This is a genomic window from uncultured Pseudacidovorax sp. (genome assembly GCF_913773995.1).
Lineage (GTDB): Bacteria > Pseudomonadota > Gammaproteobacteria > Burkholderiales > Burkholderiaceae_C > Xenophilus.
Window position 1 is genome coordinate 1 of record NZ_CAJYES010000132.1, and the last position, 13065, is coordinate 13065.

Annotated in this window: 12 protein-coding genes; 6 read left to right on the top strand and 6 right to left on the bottom strand. The window is 66.0% G+C overall.

Features of this window, described 5'->3' with window-relative positions:
- From ftsH to QZ772_RS11985, 5 genes are all read left to right on the top strand, one after another.
- Nucleotides 1-1703, top strand: a 1703-nt coding sequence (ftsH, locus tag QZ772_RS11965) for an ATP-dependent zinc metalloprotease FtsH (RefSeq protein WP_295526376.1), incomplete at its 5' end; no start/stop codon positions are given.
- Nucleotides 1703-2593, top strand: a complete 891-nt coding sequence (folP, locus tag QZ772_RS11970; RefSeq protein ID WP_295526402.1) for a dihydropteroate synthase — start codon at nt 1703-1705, stop codon at nt 2591-2593. The genes ftsH and folP, both read left to right, overlap by 1 nt.
- A gap of 23 nt (nt 2594-2616) precedes the next feature.
- Nucleotides 2617-3861: a phosphoglucosamine mutase gene (locus QZ772_RS11975; RefSeq protein ID WP_295526378.1), complete on the top strand. Its 1245-nt coding sequence runs from the start codon at nt 2617-2619 to the stop codon at nt 3859-3861.
- Between the two features lie 10 nt (nt 3862-3871).
- Complete coding sequence (locus tag QZ772_RS11980; protein ID WP_295526381.1) at nt 3872-4414, top strand: MOSC domain-containing protein; 543 nt, start codon at nt 3872-3874, stop codon at nt 4412-4414.
- Nucleotides 4414-4893, top strand: coding sequence for a GNAT family N-acetyltransferase (locus QZ772_RS11985; protein WP_295526384.1), 480 nt, complete (start codon nt 4414-4416; stop codon nt 4891-4893). The genes QZ772_RS11980 and QZ772_RS11985 overlap by 1 nt, the downstream gene beginning before the upstream one ends.
- Before the next feature lie 110 nt (nt 4894-5003).
- On the opposite strand, the gene QZ772_RS11990 is transcribed toward QZ772_RS11985, so the two are convergent.
- The 4 genes from QZ772_RS11990 to QZ772_RS12005 form a co-directional block, all read right to left on the bottom strand.
- Nucleotides 5004-6275: an acyl-CoA dehydrogenase family protein gene (locus tag QZ772_RS11990; RefSeq protein ID WP_295526387.1), complete on the bottom strand. Its 1272-nt coding sequence runs from the start codon at nt 6273-6275 to the stop codon at nt 5004-5006.
- Nucleotides 6276-6321: 46 nt separating this feature from the next.
- Nucleotides 6322-7428, bottom strand: a complete 1107-nt coding sequence (locus tag QZ772_RS11995) for a phosphotransferase (protein ID WP_295526390.1) — start codon at nt 7426-7428, stop codon at nt 6322-6324.
- A 73-nt stretch (nt 7429-7501) separates the two neighbouring features.
- Nucleotides 7502-8221 carry a Crp/Fnr family transcriptional regulator gene (locus QZ772_RS12000; RefSeq protein WP_295526404.1) on the bottom strand — a complete coding sequence of 240 codons (720 nt, stop codon included), beginning with the start codon at nt 8219-8221 and terminating at the stop codon, nt 7502-7504.
- Between the two features lie 57 nt (nt 8222-8278).
- A complete protein-coding gene (locus QZ772_RS12005; protein ID WP_295526406.1) occupies nt 8279-9058 on the bottom strand; it encodes an oxepin-CoA hydrolase, alternative type in 780 nt (259 codons plus the stop codon).
- A gap of 332 nt (nt 9059-9390) precedes the next feature.
- Between QZ772_RS12005 and QZ772_RS12010 the strand changes: the two genes are divergently transcribed.
- Complete coding sequence (locus tag QZ772_RS12010; RefSeq protein ID WP_295526394.1) at nt 9391-11346, top strand: hypothetical protein; 1956 nt, start codon at nt 9391-9393, stop codon at nt 11344-11346.
- A gap of 39 nt (nt 11347-11385) precedes the next feature.
- Here the strand turns inward: QZ772_RS12010 and QZ772_RS12015 are convergent, their stop codons facing one another.
- A complete protein-coding gene (locus tag QZ772_RS12015) occupies nt 11386-12552 on the bottom strand; it encodes an MFS transporter (RefSeq protein WP_295526397.1) in 1167 nt (388 codons plus the stop codon).
- Nucleotides 12549-13065: NAD(P)-dependent oxidoreductase (locus QZ772_RS12020; RefSeq protein WP_295526399.1), on the bottom strand; the 517-nt coding region annotated here is incomplete at its 5' end. The genes QZ772_RS12020 and QZ772_RS12015, both read right to left, overlap by 4 nt.

A 13065-nucleotide genomic window follows, 5' to 3' on the forward strand; every position in this document is an offset into this window, starting at 1 on the left:
ACCGGAAGATCCGCACCAACGCCACCGTGCTGGATCGCGGTCTCGTCGGCGATCTCATCGACCACAACGTCAAGTTCGACGTCAAGCCGCGCGAAGAGGGCTCGCTGCTCATGACGTTGCTGGTGAGCTGGGGCCCGATGCTGCTGCTGATCGGGGTGTGGGTGTACTTCATGCGCCAGATGCAGGGCGGCGGCAAGGGTGGCGCCTTCAGCTTCGGCAAGAGTAAAGCGCGCATGCTGGACGAGAACAACAACACCGTGACCTTCGCCGATGTGGCCGGCTGCGATGAGGCCAAGGAAGAGGTAAAGGAGGTTGTCGACTTCCTGAAGGACCCGCAGAAGTTCCAGAAGCTGGGTGGTCGCATCCCCCGAGGCCTGCTGTTGGTCGGCCCTCCGGGCACCGGCAAGACGCTGCTCGCCAAGTCCATCGCTGGCGAAGCCAAGGTGCCGTTCTTCAGCATCTCCGGTTCCGACTTCGTCGAGATGTTCGTCGGCGTGGGCGCGGCCCGCGTGCGCGACATGTTCGAGAACGCCAAGAAGAACGCGCCCTGCATCATCTTCATCGACGAAATCGACGCGGTGGGTCGCCAGCGGGGCGCCGGCCTGGGCGGCGGCAACGACGAGCGCGAGCAGACGCTGAACCAGATGCTGGTCGAGATGGACGGCTTCGAGACCAACCTCGGCGTGATCGTGGTGGCTGCAACGAACCGCCCCGACATCCTGGACGCTGCCCTGCTGCGTCCCGGCCGCTTCGACCGCCAGGTGTACGTGACGCTGCCGGACATCCGTGGCCGCGAGCAGATCCTCAGCGTCCACATGCGCAAGATTCCGGTGGGCCAGGACGTCAATCCGAGCATCATTGCCCGCGGCACGCCCGGCATGTCCGGCGCTGATCTGGCCAACCTCTGCAACGAAGCTGCCCTGATGGCCGCGCGCCGTAACGCGCGTGTGGTGGAGATGCAGGATTTCGAGAAGGCTAAGGACAAGATCTTCATGGGCCCCGAGCGCAAGAGCATGGTCATGCCCGAGGAAGAGCGCCGCAACACGGCCTACCACGAGTCCGGCCACGCGCTGATCGGCAAGATGCTTCCCAAGTGCGATCCCGTGCACAAGGTCACGATCATTCCCCGCGGCCGTGCCCTGGGCGTGACGATGAGCTTGCCTGAGAACGATCGCTACAGCTACGACCGTGAGTACATGCTGAACCAGATCAGCATGCTGTTCGGCGGCCGGATCGCCGAAGAGGTGTTCATGAACCAGATGACGACCGGCGCTTCGAACGACTTCGAGCGCGCGACCAATCTGGCCCGCGACATGGTCATGAAGTACGGCATGAGCGAAGCCCTGGGGCCGATGGTGTATGCCGAGAACGAGGGCGAGGTCTTCCTGGGTCGTTCGGTGACCAAGACCACCAACATGAGCGAAGCCACGATGCAGAAGGTGGATTCGGAGGTGCGCCGCATCATCGACGAGCAGTACGCTCTTGCGCGTCGCCTGATCGAAGAGAACAGCGACAAGATGCACGCCATGGCCAAGGCCCTGCTCGAATGGGAGACCATCGACACCGAGCAACTGGACGACATCATGGCGGGCCGCGAGCCACGTCCCCCCAAGGACTTCACGCCGCGCACGCCGTCTTCCGGTGGCGGCGGCAGCGGTGGTGCCCCGGCCGTCAAGCCCGACCCGGCACCTACCGCAGCATGATGCCTGCTGAGCACGGCGCGCAGACGGGGCCTTCGGGCCCCGTTTTCTTTGGTTGGCAGGCCGGCCGTTTCCAACTCGATCTAACGCGACCGCTGGTGATGGGCATCGTCAACGTGACGCCCGATTCCTTCTCGGATGGCGGCTCGCATGCCGATGTGGCTTCTGCGCTAGCGCACTGCGAGCAACTGATTGCCGAAGGGGCCGACATCCTCGATATTGGCGGTGAGTCCACCCGGCCCGGAAGTCCCGCCGTGCCCTTGGAGGAAGAGCTTCGACGGGTCGTGCCGGTGATCCGTGAAGCGGTTCGGCTGGGCGTGCCGCTGTCCATCGACACCTACAAGCCGCAGGTGATGCAGGCCGTGCTCGACCTTGGGGCGGACATCGTCAATGACATCTGGAGCCTGCGGCAGCCCGGTGCCCGTGAGGTCGTGGCAGGCCATCCTCGCTGCGGCGTCTGCCTGATGCACATGCATCGCGATCCCCAGACCATGCAGGCCATGCCCATGGAGGGCGACGCCGTCGCGCCGGCGGTGGACTTTCTTCTCGAACAGGTGCGCCAACTCCAAGCCTTGGGCGTGGCGGCCCATCGCATCGTGATCGACCCCGGCGTGGGCTTCGGCAAGACGGTTGAGCAGAACTTCGCACTTTTGGCGCGCCAGCAGGCCTTCGTGCAACTTGGTTTCCCAATTATTGCGGGATGGTCGCGAAAATCCTCGCTCGGTGCCGTCACTGGCCTGGCGGAGGCGTCGCAACGTGTCCTGCCCAGCGTGGTGGCCGCAGTGCTCGCGGCGGATCGTGGGGCTCGCGTGCTCCGTGTCCACGACGTGCGCGAGACGGTGCAGGGGCTGGCCGTGTGGTCGGCCATGCAGGCGCAGATTCACGCTCCCTGATCACAACAACAAGAACCCGACTCATGACCAGACAGTATTTCGGCACGGACGGTATCCGTGGCACCGTGGGGCAGGCCCCGATCACCCCCGACTTCGTGCTGCGCCTCGCGCATGCAGTGGGGCGCGTGCTCAAGCGCAAGGAGGCTCGGCCCACCGTTCTCATCGGCAAGGACACGCGCATTTCCGGCTACATGCTGGAGTCGGCCATGGAGTCCGGCTTCAATTCCGCAGGCGTCGACGTGCTGCTGCTCGGTCCTCTGCCCACGCCCGGCGTCGCCTACCTGACCCGTGCGCAGCGGGCCAGCATGGGCGTGGTGATCAGCGCGAGCCACAACGCCTATCCCGACAACGGCATCAAGTTCTTCAGCGCACAAGGCACCAAGCTGAGCGATGCCGCGGGCCGCTACATCGAGTTCTGCAAGAGCACCTTCCCGACCGACCTCAGTCTGCGCGGCATGCGCCTGGTGGTCGACGCAGCGCACGGCGCGGCCTACCAGGTGGCGCCCAACATCTTCCATGAGCTGGGCGCGGATGTGGCCAGCATCGGCGTGAGGCCGGACGGACTCAACATCAACAAGGGCGTGGGCGCCACGCATCCCGGCGCCTTGGTGGCCGAGGTCAGGGCCCAGGGCGCGGATTACGGCATCGCGCTCGATGGCGACGCCGACCGCCTGCAGATGGTCGATGCGTCGGGCCGGCTGTTCAACGGCGATGAGCTGCTTTACCTGATGGCCATGGACCGCGTGGCCCGCGGCATGCCGGTTGAAGGCGTGGTGGGCACGCTGATGACCAACAAGGCGGTGGAGGTGGCGCTGCGCAATGCCGGCATCGACTTCGTTCGCGCCAAGGTGGGTGACCGCTACGTGCTGGAAGAGCTGGATCGTCGGGGCTGGCTGTTGGGCGGCGAAGGCTCGGGGCACCTGCTGGCGTTGGACCGTCACACCACTGGGGACGGCCTGGTCAGTGCGCTCCAGGTGCTTCAGGCCATCGTGCGGCGGGGGCGCAGCATGGCCGAGCTGCTGGCCGAGGTGCAGCTCTTCCCGCAGAGCCTGGTCAACGTGCGGCTCGTCCCGGGGCAGGACTGGAAGTCCAATCCAGCCCTCGCCGAGGAAAGTGCCCGGGTGGAGGCCGAATTGGGCGATCAGGGCCGGGTGCTGATCCGTGCCAGCGGCACGGAGCCGCTGCTGCGTGTGATGGTGGAGGCCCCCGAGGAGGGGCGCGCCCGGGCGCTGGCCTCGCGGATTGCGGCCACGGTCGCGGCAGCCTGAACGCGGCGGCATGCAAGCACGCGTCGTGGCCGTCCACGCCAGCACCGTGCATGGCTTCTCCAAGTTCGAGGAAGACCGCATCGTGCTGGTCGAAGGGCAGGGTGTTGAAGGGGATGTCCATGCCGGGGCGACCGTGAAGCATCGCTCGCGTGTGGCCCGCAACCCGCAGCAGCCCAACCTGCGGCAGGTGCACCTGCTGCATGCCGAACTGTTCGATGAACTGTTGCCGCGGGGCTTTCCGGTCTTTCCCGGCGAGATGGGGGAGAACATCACGACGCGCGGCCTGGACCTTCTAGGCCTGCCAGCCGGTACGCGGCTGCGGCTCGGGGCGGCCGCCGAACTGATGCTCACTGGCCTGCGCAACCCTTGCAAACAGATCGACCAGTTCCAGCCCGGGCTGATGGCCGCCGTGCTGGACCGCGATGTCGAGGGCCGCACCGTACGCAAGGCAGGTGTGATGGCCGTCGTGACCGCCGGTGGCTCGGTGGCCGCGGGCGATGCGATCACCGTCGTCCTGCCTGACCAACCCCATCACCCGTTGGAGCCCGTCTGATGCGCACCGTTCTTGTCGACTACCTCGATCCGCAGCAGGCCGAAGCGCTGGTGCAGTTGCTCGATGCTTATGCCCGCGACCCTGCCGGCGGTGGGCACCCGCTGGATGCCGACGCGAAGCGCCAGTTGCCGGCTGCACTTGCGGCCCGCCCGCAGGCCTTCAGTGTGCTGGCCTACGATTCCCAGGACGTGCCCATTGGGCTGATCAACTGCTTCGAAGGCTTTTCCACCTTCGCCTGCCGCCCGCTGGTGAATGTCCACGACGTGGTGGTGCTGGCGCGTGCGCGCGGGCAGGGCGTGGCGCAGCGTCTGCTCGCGCATGTGGAGGAAGAGGCCCGTCGGCGCGGCGCCTGCAAGCTGACGCTGGAAGTGCTGTCAGGCAATGCGCCCGCGCTCAAAGCCTACCGGAGTGCGGGTTTCGACGGCTATGAACTGGATCCAGCATTCGGCAAGGCGCTCTTCTTGCAGAAGAAGCTCTAGCGGGACCCAACTCCCGGGCGTCTTGCGCTTGGGTGGGGCGGGCGATGCACTCGCCAAAGTAAAAGCCGCTGCAGCCTATCGAGGCCGCAGCGGCTTTTCTGTCGCGGTGCTTAGAAGCGCGTGACAGGCGGCTCCATCGACGTCTTGTCCGCCGCGTACTTGCCCAGTTCCCACTTCGCGATCGCGTTACGGTGCACTTCGTCCGGGCCGTCGGCAAAGCGAAGCGTGCGGGCATTGGCATAGGCATAGGCCAGCGGGAAGTCGTCGCTCATGCCACCGCCACCGTGAACCTGCATTGCCCAGTCGATCACCTGGCAGGCCATGCTGGGTGCGACCACCTTGATCATGGCGATGTCGGTCTTGGCGACCTTGTTGCCGGCCACGTCCATCAGCCAGGCCGCCTTGAGGGTCAGCAGTCGGGCCATGTCGATGCGGCAGCGCGCTTCTGCAATACGCTCCTGCGTCACGGTCTGCGCGGCGACGGCCTTGCCGAAGGCGACGCGCGAGGATGCGCGTCTGCACATGAGTTCCAGTGCACGCTCGGCCAAGCCGATCAGTCGCATGCAGTGGTGGATGCGCCCGGGGCCGAGGCGGCCCTGGGCAATTTCGAAGCCACGGCCTTCGCCGAGCAGGATGTTGCTGGCCGGCACGCGCACGTTCTCGAACACCATCTCCATGTGGCCGTGGGGCGCGTCGTCGTAGCCCATCACATTGAGAGGGCGCAGGATCTTGATGCCGGGCGTGCCCTCGGGCACGAGCACCATGCTCTGCTGCGAATGCTTGGGTGCTTCAGGGTCGGACTTGCCCATGGTGATGAAGACCTTGCAGCGCGGGTCGCCCGCGCCTGAGATCCACCACTTGCGGCCGTTGATGACGTACTCGTCGCCCTGGCGTTCGATGCGGGTTTCGATGTTGGTGGCATCGCTGGAGGCCACGGCGGGTTCGGTCATGGCAAAGGCCGAGCGGATCTTGCCGTCGAGCAGCGGCGTGAGCCATTGCTCGCGATGCGCATCGGAGCCGTAGCGTGCGATGGTCTCCATGTTGCCGGTGTCGGGCGCCGAGCAGTTGAAGACCTCGGAGGCCCATGGCACGCGCCCCATCAGTTCGGCCAGAGGCGCGTATTCCATGTTGGTGAGGCCACCGCCCTTCTTCTTGGCCAGTTCTGCGGTGTCGTTGGGCAGGAACAGGTTCCACAGCTCCTGACCGCGGGCCTTGTCCTTCAGGCGCTCGATCACCTGCAGCGGCGTCCAGCGCTTGCCGGCGGCTGTGTTGGCTTCCATCTCCTGCGCGTACTCCGCCTCGGCCGGAAAGATGTACTCGTCCATGAAGTCGCTGACGCGCTTCTGCAGGTCCTTGACCTTGGGGGAAAAATCGAACTCCATGCTGTCTCCGGTGGTGGGTGTCGGGTCGTGAAAAGTGGCGCTGCCTTCAGGCGCGCTGCGCGAACTGCCAGGCCAATTGCGCCATGGGCCGTGCGCCCTTGGCGGAGTTGACGGCCTGCTCGCTGGAGGCAGTGCCAGCCTCCACGCGCTTGGCAATGCCCTGCAGGATCGCGGCGATGCGGAACAGGTTGTAGGCCAGATAGAAGTTCCAGTCCTGCGCCAGTGCCTCCGGGGTTGTCAGCCCCGTGCGCTCGCAGTACCGGCGCACGTACTCCTTCTCGGATGGAATGCCGAGTGGCGCCAGGTCGACGCCGCCGATGCCGCGGAAGGTGCCTGCCGGGATGTGCCAGGACATGCAGTGGTAGCTGAAATCCGCCAGCGGATGGCCCAGCGTGGACAGTTCCCAATCCAGCACGGCGATGACGCGGGGCTCGTCGGCCGCGAACATGATGTTGTCGAGCCGGTAGTCGCCATGGACGATCGACACCTTCGACGCATCCAGCGCACTGGCCGGGATGTTGGCGGGCAGCCATTCGAGCAGGCGCTCCATCTCGTCGATAGGCTGCGACAGCTCGCCGGCGCCGTCGGTGGAGGCCTTGTACTGCTTGCTCCAGCGGCCGATCTGGCGCTCGAAGTAGTTGCCGGGCTTGCCGTAGTCGCCCAGGCCGCGAGAAGCGAAGTCGACGGTGTGCAGTGCCGCCATGACGCGGTTCATCTCGTCATAGATGGCGGCCCGCTCGGCATTGGACATGCCGGGCAGCGTCTGGTCCCACAGCACGCGGCCCTGCATGCACTCCATGACGTAGAAGGCGCGGCCGATCACCGATTCGTCCTCGCACAGGGCGAGCATCTCTGGCACCGGAACGTCGGAACCCGCCAGGCCGTGCATGACCTTGTACTCGCGCTCCACGGCGTGGGCCGAGGGCAGCAGCTTTGCGACGGGCCCGGGCTTGGCGCGCATCACATATTGCCGCCCGGGCGTCAGGAGCTTGTACGTGGGGTTGGACTGGCCGCCCTTGAACATCTCGATGCTCAGCGGGCCCTTGAAGCCATCCACATGCGCCGTGAGCCAGGCTTCGAGGGCCTGCGCGTCGACCGCATGCTGGGAGGACACCGCACGGGTGCCGACGAAAGTGCTGAAGTCCTGGGTCATGTCTCTGGTCGTTGTCGTTGTCTTTGCTCTCGTACGTGCGCGGGGCCGACCCGAGGCGTTCCCCTCGCTGCGTTCAGCTGTCCGCCTGCGAGATGCGGGTGAGCGCGTCGCGATCCAGAACCACCAGACCGGCCGGCTCGATGCGGATCGCGCCTTCCCGCTCCATGGTCTTGAGCTCCTGGTTGACGCGCTGGCGGGATGCACCGAGCAGCTGGGCCAGTTCCTCTTGCGCGAGCTGCAGGCCGATGCGCGTCTGGCTTCCGTCGGCCAGATTGGGCACACCGTAGCTGCGCACGAGATGTACCAGTTGCTTGGCCAGCCGCGAACGCAGCGGCAGCGTGTTCAGGTCTTCGACCAGGCCGAACAGCGTGCGTATGCGACGCGCCTGCAGACGCATCAGGGCTTCGTAGAGCTCCACATGGGCTGCGAGGATCTTGTTGAAGTCCGCGCGCGCCACACACAGGATGGTGGTATCGCCATGCGCATAGGCATCGTGCGTGCGCCGGTCTCCGTCGAACATCGCAACGTCCCCGAACCAGATGCCTGGTTCGACGTACGTCAGTGTCACCTGCTTGCCCGAGACCGCCGTCGAACTCACGCGCACCGCGCCCTTGGCACAGGCGATCCACTGGTCGGGCGGATCGCCACGCGCCGCGATCAGGTCGCCGTCCTTGTAGCGTTTGACGAAGGCACATCGAAGGATGTCGTGACGAAGGGAGGGAGAGAGTGAAGTGAACCAGCGGCCACCGTTGATGGCTTCTCTTTCTTCGATGGTAAGAATGGGGTCATCCATGGCGTGTCGTTTGCGTGACTGAATCTTGCTGGCTTGTCGCGGGGGCGACCAGGGCATTCATTGGTAGTTCGGCGTGGTCTTGTTGAGGAAGGCACCGATGCCGATGCCGGCGTTGGCATGGTGAAGGTTGCGCACGAAGTGTTCGCGCTCCTGGCCCAGGTGTTCGCCCAGCGTGCGGCCCCGTGCCTCGCCCAGAAGCTCCTTGATGCTGGCGAGCGCATTGGGTGCCCGAGCTTCGAGCTTCTGCGCGAGGGACATCGCTTCATCGAGTGCGTTGCCCGTCTCTGTCAGCGTGTTGATCAGCCCCAGTTCATGCAGGCGCGATGCGGTTATGCGCTCGCCGTTCATCAGCCATTCGGTGGCCAGTTGGCGTGGCAGCGACTGCGCGAGGTGCCAGCTCAGCCCGCCATCGGGGGACAAAGCCACGTTGCTGTAAGACGCAGCGAACACGGCATCGCGCGCCGAAACCACCAGGTCGCAGGCCATGGCCAGCGAGAAGCCTGCGCCGGCGGCGGCACCTTCCACCGCGGCGATCACCGGCTTGGGGAAGCTGCGGATCGCCTCGATCCAGTGGTGGAGGGCATCGATGCTTTCGGCCTGCACGGCCGGATCGCGTTCCCGATTGGCTTGCAGGCGTTGCAGTGAACCGCCGGCGCAGAACCAGCGGCCCTCGCCGACCAGCACTGCACAGCGAATCTCGGGATTGTTGCCCGCACCGTAGAGGGCCTCGACGCCGGCGGCGTACATCTCCGGCCCCAGGGCGTTGCGCTGCGCGGGATTGGACAGGGTCAGCACCATGGTGCGGCCTTGCGTGGTGCTCTTGATTTCGGCGCTCATCCATGTCGCTCCATGGGGTGGCGGAGCAAGGACAAAAGAGGCATGGCGTTTGTCTCCAGGAATACAAAAAACCTGCCGATTGTCATCGCCGGCCGGGGCGATGCCACGGTGTGAAAAAAGGCCGGGAAACAGACGCAAATGTGGCGTTATCGTTTGCGCGGACGGCTGCCCTGTTAGAAAGATGCATCTTGTTTGTTCATAAACGTCACGGTGGTGTGAAAATATTTAAACCTTTTACTTCCACTCAGCGCCCCGCCGTGCCTCCGAAACCTGCATCAACTGCGTCGTTTGTACTCGGACTGGGGCTTGTGCTTCCTGTCGCCGCTTCTGCGTTGACGATCGGCCGGCCGGAAGGGCAGGTGTGGATCGGCAAACCGCTGGATTTGCGGGTGCCTGTTCAGCTCGAAGGCGGGGGGGGGGCTTGTCCGTCGGTCGGCGTGAAGCTGGGAGACGTCGTGCTCTCCGAGCGTGATTTCGCGACCACCGTTGAGCCTGGGCGCGCGCCGGAAGCGTCATGGCTGCGCATCCGTACCACTCGGCCGATCGACGAGCCTGTTGTCATGCTGAACGTGCGCGTCGGCTGCGGTACCACCATGGTGCGGGAATTCGCGTTGCTGGCCGACCCGCCGCCGGTTTCGACGATCGATGCGGACCGCAATGATCGTGCGGTCGGCGCATCGTTGCCACCCATGGGGGCTCAGCGGCGTCAGGGTGCCGACGGCACGGCCGGCCGGACTACCGTGAGGCCGCGCGAAACAGCGCAGGCGCGGCGTGCCGGAGGGTCGGTCCGCACCGCGCCCTCTGCCTCCGCGACCCCCTCCGGTGGTCGCTTGCGCGTCGACGCTCTCGACCCTCGCGCAGCGGGCGTGGCTGGCGCTGCGGCGGCGTCCCTCGCCGCAGAGGACTACACCCTGCCACCGGCATGGCTCAGGATCGCGACGCGCCTCCAAAACATCGAAGCAGGTGCCGTGGCGCCGCTGCCGCAAGGAGCGGCCAGCGACGCGGCGGCCTCGCCGATTGGGCTTGCAAGCGCACCCGAAGCCCAGGCTGCAGACCGTCAGGCCGAGGCCTTGCGCGCTCAGGTTGTGCAGCGCGACCGCACGATCGAGAGTCTGAAAACCGAATTGGCGCAGACCCGGGCCGCCGCCGAAGAACGCCCCTGGTGGCTTTGGCCGCTGCTCGTTCTGCTGGCGGTCCTGCTGGGCGTAGCCGCCGTGCTCTGGCGCCGGTCTCGACGGCAAGCGGCCGAGGCGTCCTGGTGGCAGTCGAGCACGGCCGAGCTTGACCCGGACTTGCCTGACGAGCCGTCGGTCAAGCCTGAGTCAGCTCCTCCCGTTGCCGCTGCTGCGGTGGGCGGTCTTGCTGCAGGGGCGGCCGTCGCCACCCTTCCGGCAATGCCTGCCGCGGACCCGGGTCCGGACACCATTTCCACGCTCCCGCCCGATGGGCCGGAGCCGGTGAGCGCGGACAAGTTGCTCGACGTCCAGCAGCAGGCCGAGTTCTGCCTCTCGCTGGGCCAGCTGGACCAGGCGGTCGGTGTGCTCGCGGACCACTTGGACGAGTACGGACTCACCAGCCCACTGATGTACATGGAGTTGCTGCGGCTGCTGCATTCGCAGGGACGCAAGGCCGACTACGACACCACTCGCCGCGAATGCCGCAAGGCTCTGGGACTGGAACTGCCGACCTACGAGGACTTCCACGATGGCGGTCGTTCTCTGGCGGCCTATCCTGAGGCGGTCGAGCGCATCGAAAAAGCGTGGCCCCGCCGCGAGGTGTTGGGTGTGATCGAAAGCCTCCTGTTCCAAGGTGTGGATTCGCAGGGCCACGCGCCCTTCGAGCTGCCGGCCTATCGGGAGTTGCTGGCGCTGTACGGCGCTGCCCAGGAGCGCATTGCCAATCGCGGCATGATGGAGAACGAAGGCTTGACGAGTTCAGCGATGGGACTTCTGACGCCCGTCGCGGTGTCGCAGCCGCCCACCACGCCTCTGCCGTTGTCGGAAGCGGGCGCCACGCCGGTGGCCTCCGCCGCGACGGGGCCTGCGCCCGGCACCATCGATTTCGACCTCTCGCACCTGGAGGCGACCTCGATCGACATCATTCCGACCGCACTGAAGGGCAGCATGCCCACCGAGGAACTCACCCCCAAGTCGGGGCTCGACGCCGAGCCGGCCCCGACCGTCCCCAACGACTTCGAGCCGGTGCCGCCGGACTTCCAGCTTTTTGATCCTGAACTCGAGGACAGCATTCGTCCCGGTGCGTCCGTCAAAAAGCCTTCTGGGTCTTGAGTCGGCTCGTAGTCCCGGCTGGCCTGCGACGACAGCGCCTCAACCGCGCAGGGCAGGGCGGGCCAGATGCCGGCTCAACAGCATGGCCGCCAGCAGGCAGACGAGCCCGCACCAATTCATCCAGGAAGCTGCGTTGCGTGCCAACAGCCAGCCGCCGAGGCCCGCCCCTGCAGCCTGGCCCATGTACATCGCAGAGCTGTTGAGGGCAATGGAGGCCGACGCCACGCCCGGCGCCAGGCCCACCAGCCGGGCTTGCTGGGAGGAATTGGCAGCGAAGCATCCCAGGCCCCAGGGCAGCAGAACGACCGTCAGCACAGCCCAACCTGCTGCAAGGCCCAGAGGCCAGAGCAACAGGCTCAGACTCACGAGGGCCATGGCGAGCATCGCCGTGCCGGCACTGCCCAGTCGGTCCATGTAGCGAGTGGCCAGCAGATTTCCCACCACGCCGCACAGCCCGATCCAGAGCCAGATCAGGCTCAGTTGAGCCGGGGTGGCCTCCAGGCGCTGAATGAGCAGCGGTCCGAAATAGCTGAACAGGACGAACTGCCCTGCCGCCTGCAGCAGCGTGATGCCTACGACGGGCATCAGCACGGGGTGGCGCACTACCTGCAGCCACCCCTCGCGCGACAGCGGTGCAGGCCTGATGCCCACAGGCAGGGTGCGCCAGACCCAGAAGGCGCTGATCGCGGACACGGTGGCAATGACCGCGAATGCGGCGCGCCATCCCCAATGCCCACCGAGGTAGGCGGCGATTGGCAGTCCAAGCACGGACGCAAGGGACCATCCCAAGAAGATGAAGGCCACCGCCGCGGCTCGCCGGTGAGGGGCCACCAGCATGCCGACGCAGGCGGCTGCCTGGGGCGTGAAGACGGCCGGTGCCACGAGTGTGGCCATGCGCACGGGCAGAAGGGCTGTCAGTGTCGGCATCAGGGCGCACAGCAGATGCCCGAAAGCGAACCACCCCAGTGAGAGCGCAAGGAGGCGTCGGCGATCCCAGTCCGCCACCAGGCCTGCCAGCAGTGGCGCGCCCACGCATACCACCAGCGCGCCGGCGGTGATCAGCTGTCCAGCGGCGGCAATGGATGTGGAAAAGGAGGTGGCCAACTCGGGCAACGTGCCCGGTACGACCATGACGCCCGTGCCGATGGCGAAATTGCCAAGGAGCAATGCCCAGAGCGCCGCTGGCCAGGGCGCTTCGCGCTTCACCGACGCACCTGCAACGCCCCCGGATTGACGATGTTGGTGGGATTGCCGCGGATGAAGCTCACGACGTTGTCGAAGGCCTGGCCGAAGTACAGCTCGTAGCTCTCCTGCTCCACATAGCCGATATGGGGCGTGCAGATGCAGTTCTCGAGCCGAAGCAGGGCATGGCCCTGGAGTGGCGGTTCGCTTTCGAAGACATCAATGGCCGCCATGCCCGGCCGGCCGCGGTTGAGTGCGGCAAGCAGCGCATCGGACTCCACCAGCTCGGCACGGCTGGTGTTGACGAACAGGGACGTCGGCTTCATGCGAGATAGGTCTTCGAGCGTGACCAGGCCGCGCGTCTCTTCGTTCAGGCGCAGGTGCAGGGTGAGCACATCCGCCATTTCGAACAGCCCCTCACGGCTGGGGGCAGTCTGGAAGCCATCGTTACGTGCACGCTCGCAACTGGCCTCTCGGCCCCAGATCACCACCTGCATGCCGAAGGCCTGACCATAGCGCGCCACCAGCTGGCCGATG

Excerpts from the sequence above, each read along its gene's own strand:
- QZ772_RS11980 (WP_295526381.1), top strand. The coding sequence starts at position 3,872 with ATGCAAGCACGCGTCGTGGCCGTCCACGCCAGCACCGTGCATGGCTTC.
- QZ772_RS11995 (WP_295526390.1), bottom strand. The coding sequence starts at position 7,428 with ATGACCCAGGACTTCAGCACTTTCGTCGGCACCCGTGCGGTGTCCTCC.
- folP (WP_295526402.1), top strand. The coding sequence starts at position 1,703 with ATGCCTGCTGAGCACGGCGCGCAGACGGGGCCTTCGGGCCCCGTTTTC.
- QZ772_RS11985 (WP_295526384.1), top strand. The coding sequence starts at position 4,414 with ATGCGCACCGTTCTTGTCGACTACCTCGATCCGCAGCAGGCCGAAGCG.
- QZ772_RS12000 (WP_295526404.1), bottom strand. The coding sequence starts at position 8,221 with ATGGATGACCCCATTCTTACCATCGAAGAAAGAGAAGCCATCAACGGT.
- QZ772_RS12005 (WP_295526406.1), bottom strand. The coding sequence starts at position 9,058 with ATGAGCGCCGAAATCAAGAGCACCACGCAAGGCCGCACCATGGTGCTG.
- QZ772_RS11975 (WP_295526378.1), top strand. The coding sequence starts at position 2,617 with ATGACCAGACAGTATTTCGGCACGGACGGTATCCGTGGCACCGTGGGG.
- QZ772_RS11990 (WP_295526387.1), bottom strand. The coding sequence starts at position 6,275 with ATGGAGTTCGATTTTTCCCCCAAGGTCAAGGACCTGCAGAAGCGCGTC.